The 20,841-nt window shown below is 72.8% G+C and carries 14 protein-coding genes and 1 pseudogene; 9 read left to right on the forward strand and 6 right to left on the reverse strand.

Translation table 11 applies throughout. The annotated features are described in order from the left end of the window. The first annotated feature begins 265 nt into the window (after positions 1–265). From ACWD0Y_RS13645 to ACWD0Y_RS13660, 4 genes are all read left to right on the forward strand, one after another. On the forward strand, positions 266–3,124 hold the full coding sequence (locus tag ACWD0Y_RS13645; protein ID WP_450260527.1) for a glycoside hydrolase family 3 C-terminal domain-containing protein: 2,859 nt from the start codon (positions 266–268) through the stop codon (positions 3,122–3,124). After that, positions 3,121–5,379 (forward strand): alpha-xylosidase, encoded by a 2,259-nt coding sequence (gene yicI, locus ACWD0Y_RS13650; protein WP_450260528.1) that lies wholly within the window; start codon positions 3,121–3,123, stop codon positions 5,377–5,379. Before ACWD0Y_RS13645 ends, yicI begins: the two co-directional genes overlap by 4 nt. Before the next feature lie 210 nt (positions 5,380–5,589). Next, complete coding sequence (locus ACWD0Y_RS13655) at positions 5,590–6,141, forward strand: DoxX family protein (protein WP_450260529.1); 552 nt, start codon at positions 5,590–5,592, stop codon at positions 6,139–6,141. 288 nt (positions 6,142–6,429) lie between these two features. After that, positions 6,430–9,225 (forward strand): SpoIIE family protein phosphatase, encoded by a 2,796-nt coding sequence (locus ACWD0Y_RS13660; protein WP_450260530.1) that lies wholly within the window; start codon positions 6,430–6,432, stop codon positions 9,223–9,225. 157 nt (positions 9,226–9,382) lie between these two features. Here the strand turns inward: ACWD0Y_RS13660 and ACWD0Y_RS13665 are convergent, their stop codons facing one another. Continuing rightward, a complete protein-coding gene (locus tag ACWD0Y_RS13665) occupies positions 9,383–9,664 on the reverse strand; it encodes a WhiB family transcriptional regulator (RefSeq protein ID WP_450260531.1) in 282 nt (93 codons plus the stop codon). 169 nt (positions 9,665–9,833) lie between these two features. Between ACWD0Y_RS13665 and ACWD0Y_RS13670 the strand changes: the two genes are divergently transcribed. Continuing rightward, entirely contained in the window at positions 9,834–11,018 is a 1,185-nt protein-coding gene (locus ACWD0Y_RS13670; RefSeq protein ID WP_450260532.1) for a zinc-dependent alcohol dehydrogenase, read from the forward strand. A gap of 138 nt (positions 11,019–11,156) precedes the next feature. On the opposite strand, the gene ACWD0Y_RS13675 is transcribed toward ACWD0Y_RS13670, so the two are convergent. From ACWD0Y_RS13675 to ACWD0Y_RS13695, 5 genes and pseudogenes are all read right to left on the reverse strand, one after another. After that, positions 11,157–12,110: an NAD(P)/FAD-dependent oxidoreductase gene (locus tag ACWD0Y_RS13675; protein ID WP_450260533.1), complete on the reverse strand. Its 954-nt coding sequence runs from the start codon at positions 12,108–12,110 to the stop codon at positions 11,157–11,159. 126 nt (positions 12,111–12,236) lie between these two features. Next, complete coding sequence (locus tag ACWD0Y_RS13680) at positions 12,237–13,151, reverse strand: D-alanyl-D-alanine carboxypeptidase family protein (protein ID WP_450260534.1); 915 nt, start codon at positions 13,149–13,151, stop codon at positions 12,237–12,239. 235 nt (positions 13,152–13,386) lie between these two features. After that, positions 13,387–13,521 (reverse strand): annotated as a pseudogene (locus ACWD0Y_RS13685) (biotin carboxylase N-terminal domain-containing protein); the annotation flags it as partial. A 324-nt stretch (positions 13,522–13,845) separates the two neighbouring features. Then, positions 13,846–14,580: an HAD family hydrolase gene (locus ACWD0Y_RS13690; protein WP_450260535.1), complete on the reverse strand. Its 735-nt coding sequence runs from the start codon at positions 14,578–14,580 to the stop codon at positions 13,846–13,848. Positions 14,581–14,604: 24 nt separating this feature from the next. After that, the gene (locus ACWD0Y_RS13695) at positions 14,605–15,087 is read right to left on the reverse strand and encodes an Lrp/AsnC family transcriptional regulator (protein WP_093802303.1); all 483 of its coding nucleotides are present in this window, start codon (positions 15,085–15,087) and stop codon (positions 14,605–14,607) included. A 352-nt stretch (positions 15,088–15,439) separates the two neighbouring features. Between ACWD0Y_RS13695 and ACWD0Y_RS13700 the strand changes: the two genes are divergently transcribed. The 4 genes from ACWD0Y_RS13700 (at position 15,440) to ACWD0Y_RS13715 (ending at position 20,789) form a co-directional block, all read left to right on the forward strand. After that, positions 15,440–16,801: an ABC transporter substrate-binding protein gene (locus ACWD0Y_RS13700; protein ID WP_450260536.1), complete on the forward strand. Its 1,362-nt coding sequence runs from the start codon at positions 15,440–15,442 to the stop codon at positions 16,799–16,801. 91 nt (positions 16,802–16,892) lie between these two features. Further along, positions 16,893–17,732, forward strand: coding sequence for a rhamnogalacturonan acetylesterase (locus ACWD0Y_RS13705; protein ID WP_450260537.1), 840 nt, complete (start codon positions 16,893–16,895; stop codon positions 17,730–17,732). Between the two features lie 303 nt (positions 17,733–18,035). Beyond that, entirely contained in the window at positions 18,036–19,556 is a 1,521-nt protein-coding gene (locus ACWD0Y_RS13710; protein ID WP_450260538.1) for an FUSC family protein, read from the forward strand. A gap of 183 nt (positions 19,557–19,739) precedes the next feature. Then, positions 19,740–20,789: a lactonase family protein gene (locus tag ACWD0Y_RS13715; protein ID WP_450260539.1), complete on the forward strand. Its 1,050-nt coding sequence runs from the start codon at positions 19,740–19,742 to the stop codon at positions 20,787–20,789. Positions 20,790–20,841: the final 52 nt, after the last annotated feature.

Genomic DNA, 20,841 nt, shown 5'->3' on the forward strand with positions numbered 1-20,841 from the left:
TTCGTGGCGCGCCTGGACACACAGCGGTAACCGCCGGTCGGCTTTCGAAGCGCTTCAATGTTGCTGCGAGGTTAAGTGAAGCCGCGAGCCGGAACAAGGCTCGATGCGCACATTCTTCGGTCAGAGCACGGAAGTGGTGTAGTCCATCCGCTGCTTGAGGGGGCCGTGGTGCGTCGGTGTGAGTCCTTGACACGCGAACCGTCGAGCACCGAGCATCGAAGCGCTTCGAAGATTTCTTCCTCCAGCGCCACAAGGGGATATGTACGTGACGACAAGCCCGCCACCGTTCCGCGACCCCGATCTTCCCTTCGGCAAGCGCATCGACGACCTGCTGGCCCGCCTGACGCTCGACGAACGCATCGCGATGCTGCACCAGTTCGCACCCGCCGTGGAACGGCTCGGCATCGGCCCCTTCCGCACCGGACAGGAGGCCCTGCACGGTGTCGCCTGGATGGGGCCCGCGACGGTCTTCCCGCAGGCGGTGGGGCTCGGCGCGAGCTGGAACGAGGACCTGGTGCGCAGGGTCGGCGAGGCGGTCGGCACCGAAGCGCGGGCCATGCGCTCCCGCGACGACCGCGTCGGCCTCAACGTCTGGGCTCCCACCGTGAACCTGCTGCGCCACCCGCTGTGGGGCAGGGGCGAGGAGGGGTACTCGGAGGACCCCGTACTCACCACGGCGATCGCGGTCGCGTACACCAGGGGCCTGCGCGGCGACCACCCGGTCTACTGGCGCACCGCGCCCGTGCTCAAGCACTGGCTGGCCCACAACAACGAGACCCTCAGGGACACCTCGTCCGCGTCGGTGCGGCCGCGCGTGCTGCACGAGTACGACCTGCGCGCCTTCCGGGGAGCCGTCGAAGCGGGCGCGGTCGCCGGGGTGATGCCCGCGTACAACCTGGTCAACGGCCGTCCCAACCACGTGTCGCCCCATCTGTCCGAGCACTTGCGCACCTGGACCGACGAGGAGCTGCTGGTGTGCTCCGACGCCGGCGCGCCCACCAACCTCGTCGAATCCGAGAAGTACTTCGACACCCACGAAGAGGCCACCGCCGCCGCGCTCCGCGCCGGCGTGGACAGCTTCACCGACCACGGCACCGACGCGTCGGTCGTCACCGGCCGGATCCGCCGCGCCCTGGAACAGGGGCTGCTCACCGAGTCGGACATCGACACGGCGGTACGCCGCCACCTCTCCGTCCGGTTCCGGCTCGGAGAGTTCGACCCCGGTCTCGATCCGTACGCGGGCACCACCCTGCGGGACTTCGACACCGGTGAGCACCGGGCCCTCGCCCAGGAGGCCGCCGAGCAGGCGATCGTGCTGCTCAAGAACGACGGGATGCTGCCGCTCGCCGAGGGCACCCGGATCGCGGTCGTGGGACTGCTCGCCGACGAGTGCAAGACCGACTGGTACAGCGGCTCGCTGATCCGCCGCTCCACCGCACTCGACGGCCTGCGCGAACGCTTCGGCGCCGAGAACGTCACCTTCGCCGAGGGCGTGGACCGGGTCCGCCTGAAGTGCTCCACGGGCTGGCTCCAGGTGCCCCGGGCCCCGGCGGGCGGCGAGGAGCAGGCGGTGGAAGGCGCACTGGACCCGGCGCTGCTCACGGGCCGTACCGACCTGCCGCCCCTGACCACGGGGTCCGAGCCCACCGAACTCGCCCTGATCGACTGGGGCGGCGGAACGCTGACGCTGCGCGCCCCCGACGGCCGGTACCTCTCGGCCGGCGCCGACGGATTCGTCCGCGCGTCCGCCGACCGGCCCGGAGGATGGGTGGTCCAGGAGACCTTCACGCTGGAGAGCCGGGGGGAGGAGTCCCTCCTCAGGCACACGGGTACGGGCGGGTACGTCGGTGTCGCCGCCGACGGCACGGTGGAGGTCGCCGCCGAAGGGGAGAGCTTCACGATCGAATTCCTGGAGCGGGGCGAGGAGGCGGTGACCCGCGCCGCGGCCGCCGCGGACGTCGTGGTCGTCGTCGCCGGAAACGACCCGCACATCAACGGGCGCGAGACCGAGGACCGTACGACGCTGGCCCTGCCGCCGCACCAGGAACGGCTGTGGCGCGCGGCCCGGGACGCCAATCCGCGTACCGCGCTGGCCCTGGTCTCGGCCTATCCGTACGCGGTCGCCGACGCCCACGCCGAGCTGCCCGCGCTGCTCTGGAGCGCGCACGGCGGCCAGGCCGCGGGCACCGCGCTCGCCCGCGTACTGGCCGGCGACGTCTCACCGGCCGGGCGGCTGCCGCAGACCTGGTACGCGGCCGACGCCGACCTCCCGGACCTGTTCGACTACGACATCATCGGCTCCCGCCAGACGTACCTGTACTTCGGGGGCTCCCCGCTCTACCCCTTCGGACACGGCCTGGGCTACTCGTCCTTCGCCTACGAGGACCTGGCGGCCGAGCGCGACGGGGACCTGCTCCACGTCACGCTGACCGTCACGAACACCGGTCCCGTCGACGCCGGCGAAGTGGTCCAGCTCTACACCCGGGCGGTGGACCCGCCGGTCCTCCGGCCGTCCCGGCAGCTCGCCGCGCACCGCCGCGTGCACCTCGCCGCAGGGGCGGCACAGCGCCTGGAGTTCCGGCTCCCGCTGTCGGAGCTGGGGTTCTGGGACGTCGCCCACGCCCGCTGGACCGTGGCGCCCGGCACGTACGAACTGCTCGCCGGGGCCTCCAGCGCGGACATCAGGCTCACCGCGTCCGTACGGGCCGAAGGCGACCCGCTCGCCGCCAGGCCCGTACGGGAGGCGGGCCTCGATGCCGCGTCGTACGACGAACAGCGCGGCACCGAGATCGTCGACCGCACCAGGGCGTCCGGTGACGCCGTGACACCGGCCGACGGCGCCGCCGAGGGACAACTGGTCTTCCGCGACTGCGACTTCGGGGAGGACGGCGTCCGTTCCGTCACCGTCGAGGCGTCCGGCGGGGGATCCGTCGAACTCACCTGGGGCGCCACGGCCACCACCGTCGCCGTCACCCCGGCCGGCGGACCGTACGACTACGCGACCCGCACCGCCCCCTTCACCGCCTCCGGCGTGCACGACCTGGCCGTGCGGCTGCGCGGCTCCGTCCGCCTGGCACGGCTCACCTTCCCGTCCGCACCGAATCCGAGGAACACCACTCGATGAAGTTCACCGACGGCTTCTGGCTCATGCGCGACGGCGTACAGGCCTCGTACGCCACCGAGGTACGCGATCTGCGCGCGGGCGACGACCACTTCACGGCGTACGCGTCCGTCAAGCGCGTACGCGACCGGGGCGACACCCTCAACTCCCCGCTCATCACCGTCGAATGCTTCTCCCCGGCCGAGGGCGTCATCGGCGTCCGCACCACCCACCACGCCGGCCGGGCGCACCGCGGCCCCGACTTCGCCCTGCCGGGCGCGCAGGCGGAACCCGGCGCCGGCAAGGTCCGCCGTGAGGCGGACGTCACCGAGCTGACCAGCGGACCGCTCACACTGCGCCTGAACACCGGCGCCGAGGCGCCCTGGGGCCTGGAGTTCCTCGACGCCGACGGGCAGCGGCTGACGGCCGTCGAGCGCCGGGGCACCGCCTTCGCCACCACCCCCGACGGCGCCCACCACATGATCGGGCAGCTCGCGCTCGGCGTCGGCGAGCACATCTACGGCCTCGGCGAACGCTTCACCCCGTACGTCAAGAACGGCCAGAGCGTCGACGTCTGGCAGGCCGACGGCGGCACGAGCAGCGAGCAGGCGTACAAGAACATCCCCTTCCACCTCTCCTCGCGCGGCTACGGCGTCTTCGTCAACCACCCCGGCAAGGTGTCGTACGAGATCGGCTCCGAGTCCGTCGGACAGGTGCAGTTCAGCGTCGAGGACCAGTCGCTGGAGTTCTACGTCGTCGCGGGACCGACGCCCAAGGACGTGCTGCGCCGCTACACGGCGCTGACCGGCCGTCCCGCGTTGCCCCCGGCCTGGTCGTTCGGGCTGTGGCTGACGACCTCCTTCTGCACGCCGTACGACGAGGAGACCGTCTCCTCCTTCGTCGACGGCATGGCGGAACACGACATCCCGCTGAGCGTCTTCCACTTCGACTGCTTCTGGATGCGCGAATACCAGTGGTCGGACCTGGAGTGGGACCCGGAGGTCTTCCCCGACCCGGAGGGCATGCTGCGCAGACTCACGGAGCGCGGCCTCAAGGTCAGCATGTGGATCAACCCCTACATCGCCCAGAAGTCCGCGCTGTTCGCCGAGGCCGCGGCCCGGGGCTTCCTGGTACGGCGCCCGAACGGCGACATCTGGCAGTGGGACCTGTGGCAGCCGGGCATGGCCCTGGTGGACTTCACCCACCCGGGGGCGCGCGAGTGGTACACGGACAAGCTGCGCGTCCTCCTCGACCAGGGCGTGGACTGCTTCAAGACCGACTTCGGCGAGCGCGTCCCCACCGATGTGGTCTGGCACGACGGCTCGGATCCGGAGCGGATGCACAACTACTACACGCACCTCTACAACAGCACGGTCTTCGAACTCCTGGAGAAGGAGCGGGGCCCGGGCCAGGCGGTGCTCTTCGCCCGGTCGGCGACGGCCGGAGGGCAGCAGTTCCCGGTGCACTGGGGCGGCGACTGCTTCGCGTCCCTGGGCGCCATGGCCGAATCCCTGCGCGGTGGCCTGTCCCTGTCCCTGAGCGGCTTCGGCTTCTGGAGCCATGACATCGGCGGCTTCGAGGGCACACCGGAGCCGGAGGTCTTCAAACGCTGGCTCGCCTTCGGGCTGCTGTCCTCGCACAGCCGGCTGCACGGCAACGTCTCGTACCGGGTGCCGTGGGCGTTCGGCGAGGAAGCGGTGGCGGTCGCGCGCAAGTTCACGCTGCTCAAGCACCGCCTGATGCCGTACCTCTACGGCGTCGCGGTCGAGGCGCACCGCACCGGCGTCCCCGTGATGCGCCCCATGCTGCTGGAATTCCCCGACGACCCCGCCTGCCGCACCCTGGACCGCCAGTACATGCTCGGTCCCGATCTCCTGGTGGCCCCCGTCTTCACCGCCGACGGAGACGTCGAGTTCTACCTCCCCGAAGGCGCCTGGACGCACCTGCTGACCGGCGAGACGGTCCAGGGGCCGGGATGGAGGCGCGAGGTCCACGGTTTCGACAGCCTGCCGCTGTACGTGCGCCCGGGGGCACTGCTCCCGCTGGGCTCCGACGACCGGCGCCCCGACGGCGACTGGCTCGACGACCTGACGCTGCTCGTGACCCCGGACACGGACGGCGCCGTGGTCACCGTCCCCGACCTGGAGGGACGCCCCGCGGGCGTCTTCCGCGCGGTGCGCGAGGGCGACGGGGTGCGGGTCACGGCGGAGGGCTCCCGGCGGGCGTTCCGGGTCCAGGAGGCGGGGGCGGGCCTCCTGCCTCGGACCGGCCCGCGATGAACGGCCCACCACGGCGGCGGCACGGTGTTGCCGGGCCCGGCCCCGGGGCCTGCTGTGCCGCCGCGACGGCCGGCGCCGGCGCCGGCCGTCGCGCGTACGTGGCGGCGGACGGCGCCGACGCCGGGGCGTCCGGTACGCGAGCGGGGGAGCGGCCGGCATCACTCCTGACGCACACGCGTGCCCCGCCCGGATTCGGGGCACGCGCTCACCATGCCGATTCTGAGGAAAGCCGCACGCCCCCTGCTCGCTTCCGTCTTCCTCTCGGGCGGACTGCGCACCTTCCGCGACCCGCACTCCGTGCTCTCCGCCGCCGACCCGGTCGTCCAGCCCGTCACGGACCGGATCCCCCAGCTGCCGGACGACACGGTCCGGCTCGTACGGATCAACGGAGCCGTTCAGCTGGGGGCCGGCGCCCTGCTCGCGACGGGCCGCCTCCCGCGCGCCGCAGCCCTCGCGCTGGCGGTCTCGCTCGTCCCCACGACCCTCGCCGGGCACGCCTGGTGGAAGACCGAGGACCCTGACGAGCGGGCCCGTCAGCGCACCCAGTTCACCAAGAACCTGTCCCTGCTCGGCGGGCTGCTGATCGCCGCCGCGGACACGCACGGGAAGCCGTCACTGGCCTACCGCTCGCGCGCCGCGGCCTCTTCCGGCCGTCGCCGCGTGCGCCGGGCCGGGCGCGAGGCGGGCGCCGGCGTCTCCGGTGCGGTGCACGGCGTACGCTCCGCGGCCGCCTCCGTGGGAGACCGGCTCCCGGTCGGCTGACCCGGACGCCGGACTTCCGCGCGAAGGTGCCCCGGTACGGGCGACGAAGCCGAGCGGGAAGGGGAACTGACCGTCGATCCGGTCGGCGACCCCTCGCTGCGGCCGCCCGCGCTGCCGGCGCTGCCGCGGATCCGCGACACCGGCCCGCCGCCCGCGTCCGGCTGTACGCATCCGGTCGTATCCGCCCGGCCGGCACGGTCCCGGTCGTCTTCGCGTTCGCGCGCGGAAGCGGCCCGGCCCGCCCGACCGCCGTCGCCGGAGCCGCGACAATGAGGCAAGAATGGCCTTATGGGCGGATTCAACCGGATCGGGGCGCGGCTCCGCGGAGCCGGCCGGCGGCCGCACCGGAGCGGTGGCGGACGAGGCCGCGGCCACGTGGATTCCGCACCGCCCGGCCGGGACGGGCGGTCCCGGCCGCCGGGCCCGCGCTTCCGGTCCCTCTTCGGCGTACGCAGTGTGGCCGGGCAGGTGTTCCTGCTCCTGCTGGTCTTCGTCGTGCTGCTCATCGCCGCGGCAGTGGCGTCCCAGGTGTTCCAGGCGCGGCGCGACAGCATGGACGAGGCCCGCCAGCGCACGCTCGCCGTCGCCGAGACGTTCGCCCACTCCCCGGCGATCCTGCCCGCGCTGGACAGCGGAGATCCCACCGCCGTTCTCCAGCCGTGGGCCGAGGAGGCCAGGAAGGGAGCGGGCGTCGACCTCGTCGTCGTGTCCTCACCGGACGGAATCCGGTACACCCATCCGGACCCCTCCCTCATCGGAGATCACGTGAAGGGCCCCGGAGAACCTCCGGCCGAACCCGTCACGCGGATCACGGAGACGGCCGCGGGGTCCTCCGTGATCTCCGTGTCCGCCGTCCGCCGGGAGGACGGCTCGGCCGCCGGCTCGGTGACGGCCGGGATCACGGTCGACCGGGTCCAGGGCACGGGGGGCCGCCAGCTGCCGGTCCTCCTCGGTTCCGCCGCCGTGGCGCTGGTACTGGCCTCCGGCGGGGCGGTGCTGGTCAGCCGGCGCCTGCTGCGGCAGACCCGCGGCCTGGATCCGGCCGAGCTGGCCCGGCTGTACGAGCACCACGACGCGGTGCTGCACGCCGTCCGGGAAGGGGTCCTCATCATCGGCGACGACGGGCGGCTGCTGCTGGCCAACGACGAGGCGCGCCGACTGCTCTGCCTGCCCGCGGACGCCGAGGGCCGCGCCGTGACGGATGTGGGTCTGGACCCCGCCGTCGCCGGACTGCTGGCCTCCGGCCGGGGCGCCACGGACGAGCTCCGCAGGGCCGGTGACCGCCTGCTGGCCGTCAGCCTGCGGCACACCGGCGAACACGGCGGACCCCCCGGAACCGTCGCCACCCTGCGGGACACCACCGAGCTGAGAGCCCTCGCCGGAAAGGCCGAAGGCGTACGGGAGCGCCTGCTCCTGCTGTACGAGGCCGGCACGCGCATCGGCACCACCCTCGACATCACCCGGACCACGCAGGAGCTGACCGAGGTGGCGATCCCGCGGTTCGCCGACACCGCCACGGTCGACCTGGCCGAACCCGTGCTGCGCGGAGAGGAACCGGCGACCGGCCCCGGAACGGTCACGAGAATGCTCCGCACGGCCGTCTCCGGCCTGAGCCCGTACCCTCCCTTCCGCCCGATCGGCAGCGTGACCGGCCTCGCCCCCGACAGCCCGCCGGCCACCGCGGGCATGCGCAACGGCCGCGCGATCCTGGAAACCGACGTGGCGACGTCGGAGACCTTGCGCCGGCGCGATCCCGAGCGCATCGAGCAGCTCCTCGCGTACGGAGTCCACTCACTGCTCTCGGTGCCGCTGCACGCGCGCGGCGTCGTCCTGGGGGTGGCCAATTTCTGGCGCTCGCGGAACCCGGAACCCTTCGACGAGGAAGACGTGACCTTCGCCGAGGAACTGGTGGCCCGGGCCGCCGTCTGCGTCGACAACGCCCGCCGCTACACCCGCGAGCACGAGACGGCGGTGGCGCTGCAACGCAGCCTGCTGCCCAGCGGTGTGCCCGAGCAGGACGCCCTCGATGTCGCCTTCCGCTACCTGCCGGCGCGGGCCGGGGTGGGCGGGGACTGGTTCGACGTCATCCCGCTGCCCGGTGCCCGTGTGGCCCTGGTCGTCGGTGACGTCGTCGGGCACGGTCTGCACGCGGCCGCCACGATGGGGCGGCTGCGCACGGCGGTCCAGAACTTCTCCACGCTGGACCTGCCGGCCGACGAGCTCCTCGCACGCGTCGACGAACTGGTCGCCCGGATGGACCAGGAGGAGGGGGCCGGGCCCGAAGGCGTGGAGGTCACCGGTGCCACCTGCCTGTACGCGATCTACGACCCGGTCACCGGGAACTGCTCCGTCGCCGGAGCGGGCCACCCGGGACCCGCGCTGGTCCTGCCCGACGGCACCGTGGAGTTTCCCGCGATTCCCGCCGGCCTCCCCCTCGGCCTGGGCACCCTGCCCTTCGAGGCGGTCGAACTGCACGTGCCGGAAGGCAGCCGGCTGGTGCTCTACACGGACGGCCTCGTCGAGGCGGGCAAGCGGGACATCGACACCGGCCTGGAGCTGCTGCGCACCAGCCTGAGCCGCCCCGGGCGCAGCCCCGAGGAGATCTGCGCCGACGTGCTCGAAGCGATGCTGCCCGCGCCTCCGAGCGACGACGTCGCTCTCCTCGTGGCCGGTACGCGCCTCCTCGACCCGGACCGGGTCGCCGACTGGGACGTGGCGCCGGCCCCTTCCGCCGTCGCGGAGGTCCGCAAGGGAGTCGCCCGCCGGCTCGCCGACTGGGGACTGGAGGAGGAGGCCTTCACCACGGAACTGATCCTCAGCGAGCTGGTCACCAACGCCATCCGCTACGGCGCCGCCCCGATCCGGGTCCGTCTGCTGTACGACCGCACCCTGATCTGCGAAGTCTCCGACACCAGCAGCACCGCGCCGCACCTGCGCTACGCGGCGACGACCGACGAGGGCGGCCGGGGCCTGTTCCTCGTCGCCCAGTTCGCCGAACGCTGGGGCACCCGCTACACCGAAAACGGCAAAGTCATCTGGTCCGAACAGACAACGGGCGCGGGGGAACCGGCGGTGAGCGGCTGAGCACGCCGCGGCTGCCCGACCGGTGCCGCCGGGCCGGTGCCACCCGACCGGTGCCGCCGGTCCCGGCGGTCCGGCGGGACGCCCGCGTACGCCCGTGAACAGCCTGCCGGAGCAGGTTCCCGCGCCGGTGACCTGGCTCCTGGCTTCAGTGGGCGCTTCAGTGACGAGAGTGCCCGCTTTGGCCGGCCCGCGCTCTGGCCCGGTGCAAGGGGGAGCGTTCCTCCTCGCCCATCCCGCCCCACACCCCGCTGCGCTGTCCGGACCGCAGCGCGTAGGCGAGGCACTGCCGGGTCACCGGGCAGCGCCCGCACACCTCCTTGGCCGCGGCCTGCTCGTCCAGTGCGGGGCCTTTGACGCCCACGGGGAAGAAGAGTTCGGGGTCGGTGTCCGCGCAGGCAGCCCTGCGTAACCACCTCTGGTCCAGTGGCAGCCCATCCATGAGCCGCCGGGTGCCCGCCCCGCCCCGGGCCAAACCCGGCGCGCCCGGCCTCCGCCGGGTACGGCGGCCGGGGCCTCCGCCGCGTACGGCGCGCCGGGCGACCGGGCATGACGGCGGCCGGAGGGGGGACCCGGAGCGTCAGAGGAACTCGGTGACGAGGAGAGAGACCATGCGCGCACTGACCTGGCACGGAAAGCGGGACGTACGGGTGGACACGGTGCCCGACCCGGAGCTGAAAGAGCCGACCGACGTGATCGTACGCGTCACCTCGTCCGGCATCTGCGGTTCCGACCTCCACCTGTACGAGGTGCTGTCCCCCTATCTGGATCCGGGGGACATCCTCGGACACGAGCCCATGGGTGTCGTCGAGGAAGTGGGCGCCGGTGTGACCGCGCTCGCGCCGGGCGACCGGGTCGTGATCCCGTTCAATGTCTCCTGCCAGCACTGCTTCATGTGCGAACAGGGACTGCACTCGCAGTGCGAGACCACCCAGGTACGAGAGCGCGGCACCGGCGCGGCGCTTTTCGGATACACCAAGCTCTACGGCCAAGTCCCGGGCGGGCAGGCCGAGTTCCTGCGAGTGCCGTTCGGTGACAGCCTGCCGGTCAAGGTGCCCGATGGACCGCCCGACGAACGGTTCGTCTACCTCTCCGACGTACTGCCCACCGCCTGGCAGGCCGTCGAGTACGCGGCGATTCCGCCCGGCGGCACCGTGACCGTCCTCGGCCTGGGACCGATCGGTGAGATGGCGGCCCGCATCGCCCTCCACCGGGGCGCGAGCCTGGTGATCGGTGTCGACCTGGTGCCGGAGCGGCTGAGCCGCGCGGGCGCCCGGGGCGTCCGGACGCTCGATCTGCGCAGTTACGGGAAGGGCCTCCCCGACGCCGTCCGCGATCTGACCGGTGGCCGGGGCACCGACTCCGTGATCGACGCCGTCGGCATGGAGGCCCACGGCGCGCCCGTCGCCAAGGCCGCGCAGTGGGTGGCCGGCCTGCTGCCGGACCCGGTCGCGCAACGGGTGATGGAACACGCCGGGGTCGACCGGCTGCACGCCCTGTACACCGCGATCGACGTGGTGCGCCGGGGCGGGACGATCTCCCTGTCCGGTGTGTACGGCGGCATGGCGGACCCGATGCCGATGCTGACGCTCTTCGACAAGCAGATCCAGCTGCGGATGGGCCAGGCCAACGTGCACCGCTGGGTGGACGACATCCTGCCGCTCCTCGGTGACGAGGACCCGCTGGGGGTCGAGGGGTTCGCCACCCACACCCTGCCGCTGGAGGACGGGCCCCAGGCGTACAAGACGTTCCAGACGAAGCAGGACGGCATGATCAAGACCCTGCTCAAGCCGTGAGCGGGGCCGAAGACGCCGTGGCGGGCGGCCCGGTCCGGCACCCGCCGAAGCCGAAGCCGAAGCCGAAGGTGAAGGGGAAAACCCCCTGGGAGCGGGACGTCCCCCCAGGGGGTACGGGAGGAGTACGGGCGCCCCCGGTCACCCGGCCCGGCGCCGGGCGGCGACCGCCCGGCGCGTCTCCTCGGCGATCAGGTCCGCGTTGAGCGCCGCGCCGGCGCGCACACCCGCGCCGGCGGCGCCGATGACCTGCTCGGTCAGGCTGGTGACGTTGCCGGCCACCCACACCCCCGGCACCGCCGTCGCCCCGGTCGCGTCGGCGGCGACGTAACTGCCGATGACGTGTCCGTCCCTCTCCTGCTCGGTCGCCTCCAGGCCCAGCGTGGTGAGGAAGCCGGCCCGTGCGGTGAAGCGCGGCGCGACCACGGCGGCCCGGCAGGGGAAGACCTTGCCGTCCTCCAGGGTCACCCCCGTGAGCCGGTCGTCCGTCACCTCCAGGCCCGCCACCCGGCCGTCCACCACGGCGATCTCGCGGGCGGCGAGCTGCTCGTACTCCTCGTCGCCCGGCTCGGGCGCGGTGTGCAGGAAGAGCGTCACGTCCTTGCTCCACTGCCGCCACATCAGTGCCTGGTGCACCGAGAGCGGCCCCGTGGCCAGGACGGCGACCGGCTGGTCACGCACCTCCCAGCCGTGGCAGTACGGGCAGTGCAGCACCTCGCGTCCCCACCGCTCGGCCACACCGGGCACGTCGGGGAGCTCGTCGACCAGTCCGGTGGTCACCAGCAGCCGACGCGCCGTGACCGCCGGCCCGTCCTCGAGTACGACGCGGAAGTCCCCGCCGTCCAGGCGCTCCGCCGCCACGACGTTGCCCGTGACGATCTCCCCGCCGTAGCCGGTCACCTCCGCCCGCCCCTCGGCCAGCAGCTGAGCGGGGGCCACGCCGTCGCGCGTCAGGTAGCCGTGGGTGTGGGCCGCCGGCGCGTTGCGCGGCCGGCCCGAGTCGATCACCAGCACCGAGCGGCGGGCCCGGGCCAGGGTCAGGGCCCCGCTGAGCCCCGCGGCGCCGCCACCGACGACCACAACGTCAAAAGTCATGTGAAGTACCTCCCTTTCACCGGAGATACTGCGCCCGGACCCCACTCATTGGGAAACGTCCTTGCCGGTACGGCAAAAACGCCCCGGCCGGAGACGATCCGGCCGGGGCGCTCTCACCGCGTGTGACTAGTCCTGCTCGGCTCCCGCCGGGAGCGTGCGCAGCTTCATCGACGTGCGCGTCTTGAACGCCCAGTCCAGCATCTTCTTGGCGTCCGTGTAGCGGTTGGCGTCGTTGAGGACGACCCCCACGACCGTGCGGTCGCCCCGCTTGGCGGCGAACACCAGGCAGGGGCCCGCGACGGAACCGGTACCGGTCTTGATGCCGATGGCACCGCTGTACGAACCGAGCAGCTGGTTCGTGTTGTACCAGGTGTAGACCCGGCCGTTGGTGGCCTTCTGCTTGGTGCTGGTCGCCTTCACGACCGCCCCGAAGGTCGAGTTCCCGAGAGCGCGCCGGGCCAGCTTGGCCGAGTCCCGGGGCGTGGTCAGGTTGTTCCCGGCCCGCGAAATGCCGTCGAAGGAGTCGTACGTGGTGTTGCGCATCCCCAGGTCGGAAGCCTTCTTGTTCATCTTGGAGATGAACGACTTCGTACGGGCGGCCTGGGTGCTGCCCGTGCCGAACGTGTCGGCGAGGGCGTACGCGGCGTCGCAGCCCGACGGCAGCATCAGCCCGTACAGCAGCTGACGGACCGTCAGCTTGTCACCCGTGCGCAGATCGGCCGTGCTCGCGCCGTTGCGCGCGACGTAGTCGCGGTGGCTCTGCTTGACGGTGATCTTCTTGTTGAGGTCGACCCCCGGGGTCTCCAGCACCACGACGGCGGTCATGACCTTCGTCGTGCTGGCCATCTGCCGCTTGGTGTCGGCGGACTTGCTCCACAGCGTCTTGTTCGGCTTGCTGTCGAGCAGGAACGCGCCCTTCGCGCTGACGGAAGGGCCGGTGGCTGCCTGTGCGGTGGTGGTGGGTGTGATCACCGCGAATGCCGCCGTCGACGCGACCAGCGCCGTCCCCCACCGGCGGAATGATATGCCCCCAGTTTTCACGTATGGTGCTCCGTTTCCCTCGTTGTGCGAATACTGCCGAACGGCATGCTCGCATCAAGTCCGCCGCGCGGGAACGGTGGGGTATGTGTGAAGGGCCGGTAATCCGTCGCCTCGTCAGGTGCCGGCGAACGGGCGCCGCCCGCCGCTCGTCCTGATCCGCGACGGCCGCCGGCTCCTTGCGGCAGCCCAGGCGCACCGCACCCTCCGGGCCATGCCGCCGGGTTCGCCGCTCGGCCGGTCGGACGTGCGCCGCGTCCGCGTCGCCCTCGGCGTGCACCGCCACGGTGCGCGTGCCGGCTTCGGCCGCGGCGCGGAGAATCCGTACGGCGGTCTCCCCGCGACTGGCGACGAGCACGGCGGCAGCTCCCATGGAGCTTTCCGGAGAGCGGGCCGGAGAGCGGGCCGGAGAGCGGGCCGGAAAAATCAGCCGGAAAAATCGGCCGGAGAAGTCGGCGCCGCCCTGCTCATCGGCATCGGCGCCGGCGTCCACCTGCTCGGAATCGGAGCCGCGCCGTGCCCTCACGTACCGAGGAGCAGCTGGCCGGTCTCCGTGCCCGGCGGTCCGGAGCCCGCCGGGCACGGCGGCCGGACACCACCGCGCACCGGCTCGGTGAGCTGCCCGGGACCGGGCACGTCCCCCGCCGGGCGGGACGGATGCCCGCCAAGCCCGCCCTGATCACCGGGACCGGGACGCTCACCCATGGCGAACCCGGCGCGTACGCCGCCCGTCCGGCGGGGCGGGCGACGGCGACTGCCCGAGCCAGTCGTACGCGGCCCGCGCCGTGAACTCGCTCTGGCCGCCAGGGAAGAGCAGCCCGGCCGTGGCGAACGCCGGGTCGTCCGCCGTCCCGCGCACATAGGGCACGGCGACGCAGCGCATGCCCGCGGCGTGCGCCGCCGCCGCTCCCGCCGGGGCGTCCTCCAGGACCACGCAGTCGGCGGGGGCGGCGCCGAGCCTGCGGGCGGCCTCCAGGAAGATGTCGGGCGCGGGCTTGCCGTGCGGGACCTCCTCGGCGGAGACGACCGCGGTGATCAGGGCGTCCAGGCCGGTGCCCGCGAGCACCGCCTCGATGGCGGCGCGGGAGGAGCCCGAGGCCACGATCATCGGGGTCCCCTCGGCGTGCAGCCGCTCCACGAACTTCCGCATCTCGGGGAACACCTCGGTGGCGGCGGCCGCCAGCTCCAGGTAGAGCCGGTTCTTCCCGGCGAGCATCTCGTCGAGCGGCGCGGTGATCCCGTACCGCTCCCGCAGGGCCGCCAGCGTCTCGCGGGTGCCGATGCCGATGAAGCGGGTGTGCTCCTCCCAGGTGAAGTCCGTGACGCCGTACCGGGCGAGCAGCTGCCGGCCCGCCCGGTAGTAGTTCGGCTCGCTGTCCACGAGGGTGCCGTCGAGATCGAAGACGACTGAGGTGCGGGGCGGGATGCTCATGGCTCCAGCATGCCAAGCCGCCGGTCAGCGCTGCTTCGCGGCCGCCCTGCCCACGGACTCGACCAGCGGGAGCAGCCGGTGCGGCACCCGCTCGCGCAGCGCCACCTCGGTCCGTGTCCGCACCACGCCGGGAATCTGGATCAGCCGCTGGATGACGTCCTCCAAGTGCCCGTTGTCGCGCGCCGCCACCCGCGTCAGCAGGTCGCCGCCACCGGTGATGGAGAACGCCTCGATGATCTCGGGCACGGCCGCCAGCGCGTCGCCGACCTCGTCCAGGTGCCCCTGGGTGACCTCGACGTGCACGAAGGCGAGCACCGGGTGGCCGAGCGCGGCGGGGGACAGGGCCGGGCCCGTGCCGGTGATCACGCCGTCGCGCTCCAGCCGGTCGAGCCGGGCCTGGAGCGTCCCGCGGGCGATGCCGAGCACCCGGGCGTACTCGCGCACGCTGGTGCGGGGCTGCTCGATGAGCAGCCGCAGGATGCGGGTGTCGAGCTCGTCCACCGCCATGATCCGTTGGTCTCCTTCCGGCGCGGACCTCCGTCTCTCGACTGTACCAATGGCCCGGTACCGGTGAGGTGCGCTGAGCCAGTGCGCCCTTCGGCCCTCCTCGGACGAGCAGTCCCTCCGTACATGGGTGCGGCGGATGTGCCAATCCCAACTCGCTGAAGAAACACGGAACTTGTCGTGTGCGAAGCATTGACGAAACACAAGTGCGGTCCTAGTTTCATCGCGTCGTACTTCGTACGTCATATACGAGACGCGATACGTGAGATACGGAAGAGCGCCGATGCCCTTCGTCCCCAGGACGCCCTCCCCTGCCCGCAACCGACCGAATCCGGAGGAAGAACCGGCCAAGCGGATGAAGCATCACAGGGCGGGGAAGGCGGCCGTGGCGTCGCTGACCGCGGTGGTGCTGGCCCTGACCGCGACAGCCTGCGGTGACGACGGCAGTGGCTACCACAGCGGAAAAGAGGGTTCCGGCAAGGGCAGGATCACCTTCTGGGACAACAACGGCGGTGCCCGCACGGCGGTGTGGCAGAAGATCATCGACGCGTTCGAGAAGGAGAACCCGGACATCGACGTCACGTACGTCCCGGTCCCCATCGCGGACGTGCAGTCGAAGTACGACAAGGCCATCGCGGGCGGCGGCCTGCCCGACGTCGGCGGTGTCGGCACGTCCTACCTCGCCGGCATGGTGGCGCAGGACGCGCTCGAGCCGGTCGGCCGGCGGATCGAGGACAGCGGACTGCGGGGCAGGCTCTCGGAGAGCATGGTCGAGAGCGTCGCGTCGGCCGGGGGCAGGGGCGAGGAGCTGTACTCCGTACCGACCTCCGGGAACCAGGGCGTCCTCTGGTACCGCACCGACCTGTTCCGGGCGGCGGGTCTGAAGGCGCCCGGAACGTGGGACCAGTTCTACAGCGCCGCCGAGAGGCTCACGGACACCGAGCGGAACGAGTTCGGCTTCACCCTGCGCGGCGGCGCCGGATCGGTGGCCCAGGCGCTCGACATGATGTACGCGCAGTCGGGCATCGGCACCTTCTGGAACGGCGGCAAGGCCACCGTCAACCACCCGGAGAACGTCAGGGCGCTGGAGAAGTACGTCGGCCTCTACGAGAAGGTGACGCCGTCGGCCGATCTGAACAACGACTTCACCGCGATGGTCGCCCAGTTCGGCCAGGGCGAGATCGGCATGCTGCAGCACAACCTCGGGTCGTACGCCGACCATGTGGAGGCGTTCGGCGAGGACAGGATCGACGGGGCCCCGCTGCCCCCGGCCACCGACGGCGGCCCGCGCACCGTCGTCTCCCACCCCGTCGACGGTCTCGGCCTCTTCAGGAGCAGCAAGAACAAGGCGGCCGCCTGGAAGTTCATCGAATTCGCCGCCTCGCACGAGATGAACAGCCTCTGGAACCAGGAGGCCGGCTCCATCCCCGCGAACAAGGACGCCATGGGCGACGCCTGGATCAACGACGTCAAGCCCGTCAAGGCGGCCATGAGGTCGCTGAACGACCCGCGGACGAAGGTCGTTCAGCCTCCGTACCACCTGCCGGACTGGAACCACATCAGCAAGGCCGGCACCGAACTGGACTTCCAGGAGCTGCTGCTCGGTGAGATCACCGCCCAGCGGTTCGCGGACACGCTGGCCGGCTTGCTCAACGAGTCCCAGGCGGAGTGGAAGCAGCAGCAGAAGCAACGACAGCAACAGCAACAGCAGCAGTAGCGACAGCGCCCGAAGAGGCCGCACCGGCCCGAGAGCCCGAACACAGTCCCGGACCCGAGAGCCCGAACACAGTCCCGGAAAGGCACCCGACATGCAGATGTCCCGCAGGCGGCTGGTGGCGGCTGCCGCCGCGCTGCCCCTGGCCCTGGCCGTCTCGGAACCCGCGGGCGCCCTCACCCGTCCCGGCGGCGGAGGCGACAAGCACCCCCGCCGCCGCACGCTCCACATCGCCGGTGACTCGACAGCCGCGCAGAAGACGGCGGACGCGGCCCCCGAGACCGGCTGGGGGATGGCCCTGCCGGTCTTCCTCACGCCGCACCTCGCGGTCGCCAACCACGCGGTGAACGGACGCAGCTCGCGCAGCTTCGTGGAGGAGGGGCGTCTCGACGCGCTGTCCGGCGCGCTGAGCCCCGGCGACTGGCTCCTCATCCAGTTCGGTCACAACGACGCGAAGGACGACGACCGGCACACCGACCCCTGGACCACCTACCAGGACTACCTGAAGCGGTACGTGAAGGAGGCGCGTGACCGCGGGGCGCGGCCCGTACTCCTCACCTCCGTGGAACGCCGCAGGTTCGACGCCGGGGGCAGCGCCCTGCCCACCCACGGCGAGTACCCGGCGGCGATGCGCGCACTCGCGGCCGCCGAGGGCGTGGCGCTCGTCGACACGCAGGCGGCGAGCCTCGCCCGCTGGCAGGTACTCGGGCCCGAGCGCACCAAGGACCTCTTCCTCTGGCTCGGCCCCGGCGAGTCGCCCCACCACCCCGGGGGCAAGCAGGACAACACCCACTTCCGTCCCGCGGGCGCGATCGACGTGGCACGGCTGGTGGCCGCGGGGCTGCTCGGCCGCGGCGTGCTCACCCCGCGGCACGTCCGGCGGCTGGACGAGACGGTCCCGCCCGAATGGATCACCTGGCCGGCCGCCGGCTGAACCGAGGCCGGCCCGCCGAACACGCGCCGGCCGGCCGCCTCGGCGGCCGGGGACCGTGCCGTGCCGTGCCGTGCCGTTGCGGTGCCGTCGCCGCTCCGGGCCGGGCCCCGGAGCCCGGCTCCGGCTCCGTGGTCCGTTGGCCTGCCTCGTGGCCGTGATCGGCGGGCTTCGCTGAGCCAATGGTCCAGTGGCTCGCGGATCACTTGAGCCACTGGGGCCGCAGGTGTTCTGATAGAGAGGTCGATGGCGCCGCGGACTCCGTGGCGCCTTTTTCATGCCGGGGCGAAGGCGGGGCGGAAAGCAGTGGTGAAGAGGATGTTCGTGGCGCCGGATCCAGGGTGGCTGCGGCTGCGCAGCGCCACCCGGTCCGTCCTCGGTATCGGTCTGGCGGTCGCCGTGTGCGGCCTCACCGGACACACCCTCCCCGCGGTCATCACCGGTGGACTCGCCGCGCTCCTCGCCCTCTTCACGGTCACCGACGCGACGGTCCGCGGCCAGGCCGCCACCACCGCCCTGCTGCCCGCCGTCGGCTTCCCGGTGCTCGCTCTCGCGGCAGGACTGCACGACGTACCGCTCCTGCGCGACGTGGCGTTCCTCGCCGTCGCCGGCCTCGGGGTGTACGCCCGGCGCTGGGGACCGCGGGGCCACTCGCTGGGTGTCTTCGCCTTCATGACCTTCTTCGTGGCGCAGTTCCTGCACACCGTGCCCGGGCAGCTGCCCGGGCTGTACTCCGCCGTCGCCCTCGCCCTGCTCGCCTCCTCGGGCGTCCGTTTCGGCCTGTGGTGCTACGAGCGGAGGCTGCCGCCGCCCGTAGCCGCCCCGGCCCTGCCGGCCGGATCGGGCCTCGCCCGGATCACCACCCGCCAGGCGGTCCAGGTCGTCGTCGCGGGCGGGTTCGCCCTCGTGGTGGGCCAGGTCCTGTCCGAGGGGCGCTGGTACTGGGCCGTCGGCGCCGCCTGGTGGATCTTCGTGAACACCTCCTCGCGGGGCGAAACCCTGGTCCGTGGCTTCCGGCGCGTCCTCGGTACGGTCGTCGGCATCGCCGCCGGACTCTTCCTCGCCCTGCCGCTGCACGGAGCGGTGGCCCCCACGGCCGCGCTCGTGGCGGTGTGCGTCTTCGGGATCTTCTACACCGCCCCGGTCTCGTACAGCTGGATGATGACCGCGGTGACGCTGATGGTGGCCCTGCTGTACGGACTGCTGGGGGTGCTGGAGCCGGGCCTGCTCGCGCTGCGCCTCGCGGAGACCGGTGTCGGCGCCATGGGCGCGGTGCTGGCCGTGGCTTTCGTACTGCCCGTCACGACGCACGCCGCGACCAACGCCTGGATCGAACGCGCCGTGCACAGCGTGCACGGCTGCACCACCGCCGCCGCGCGCCGCCTGGCCGGCGACCCGGACGCCGACCCGGCTCCGCTCGCCGCCGAGCTGGAAGTGGTACTCGGCCGGGTGCGGCTCTCCCTGGCCCCGCTCGTCCACCCCCTGAACCCGCTGCGCGGCCGCAAGGCCCGCGCCCGCCGGATCCTGGCCCTGCTGGACGACTGCGCCCGTGAGGTGCGCGGGCTCGCCTCGGTCGCGGCCGACCCGCAGGCGTCGCACGACGCCCGCCTGGCGGCGGCCTGCTGGCGCGTGGAGGCCGCCGTCGAGGCCCTGGTCCCGCCCGCCGGCCGGCCGGCCGCCGCGCCGGTGCCCGGGGTCCAGACATCCGTCGCCCACCACCCCGGTGCCGAGGCCGCGCTGCGCCACCTGCACGGACTGGAGAGGGCGCTCGCCGACCTCGCCACACCCCTGCGCACCTCACCGCGCTCGCCGCTCGTCCCCTCGTAGGCGCCCGGTCGCAGACGCCCGGACCCGGGGTCCCGCCGGGGCTCCGCCGGGCCCCGAGCGCTCGCCCGCGCGAGGCGGCGAGCCGGCCCGGACCGGCTGCTAGCGTCTGCCCGGCAGAATGTGATCAAAGCTGTCACGGCTCTCGTGGCTGTGCGCGGTCAACTGGCGGAAAGGGGCTCCACGGTGAGCAGCAGCAACGAGGCCGGGCGGGCATTCATAGGGTCGTTCACCTCGGCAGGGGGGCGCGGGATCGTCGCCGCCGCCGTGGACCGGGAGACGGGCGCACTCACCGTGCTGGGGGCGACCGACGCCGTCGCCGACCCGTCGTTCCTCGTACTCGCTCCCGGCGGCACGGTCCTGTACGCCGTGAGCGAGACCGAGGACGGGGCGGCCGCGGCCTTCGACGTGACCGGCGACGGCGCCCCGCTCCCGGTCGGCGCGCCGGTGGCCGTGGGCGGCGCCGCCCCCACCCACCTCACGCTCGCCGACGGGCACCTGGTGACCGCCAACTACGGCTCGGGCAGCGTCACGGTGCTCCCCGTAGGCGCGGACGGCGCGCCGGAGGAGGCCACCGGCGTACTGCACCACCGCGGCAGCGGCCCGCGCCAGGACCGCCAGGGCGGGCCGCACGCCCACCAGGTGCTGCCCGACCCCACGGGGCGGTGGGTGCTCAGCGTCGACCTCGGCACCGACTCCGTACGGGTCTGCGAACTCGCCGCACCCCCCGGGACGCTGCGCGTGCACACCGAGACCGCGCTGCGGCCGGGCACCGGCCCCCGCCACCTGGCCTTCCACCCCGACGGCAGCCACGCGTACGTCCTGGGCGAGCTGGAGCCGGCCGTCACCGTCTGCCGCTGGGACGCCGAGTCCGGAGTGCTCGTACCGCTCGGCGAGACCCCTGTGGTGGAGCCGGGCACGGACGTGACGACGTACCCCTCCGAGGTCGTCGTCGCCCACGACGGGCGCTTCCTGTGGGCGGCCAACCGCGGGCACGACAGCATCGCCGTGCTCGCGCTCGACCCGTCGGGGGCGAAGGCGGAGTTCGTGACGACGGTGGGGTGCGGCGGCCACTGGCCGCGCGACCTCGCCCTGGACCCCTCGGGGAGCAGGCTCTACGCCGCCAACGAGCGATCGGGGGACGTCACCTGGTTCGACATCGACCAGGAGACGGGCATCCCGCGCCGGGCGGGCTCCATCGAGGTGCCCGCGGCCTCCTGCGTGGTCTTCGGCTGACACGCTGACACGCGCGGCCGGCACACGGCCGAGGGCCCGCACCGGTCGTCCG

This window comes from Streptomyces altiplanensis (assembly GCF_053591575.1).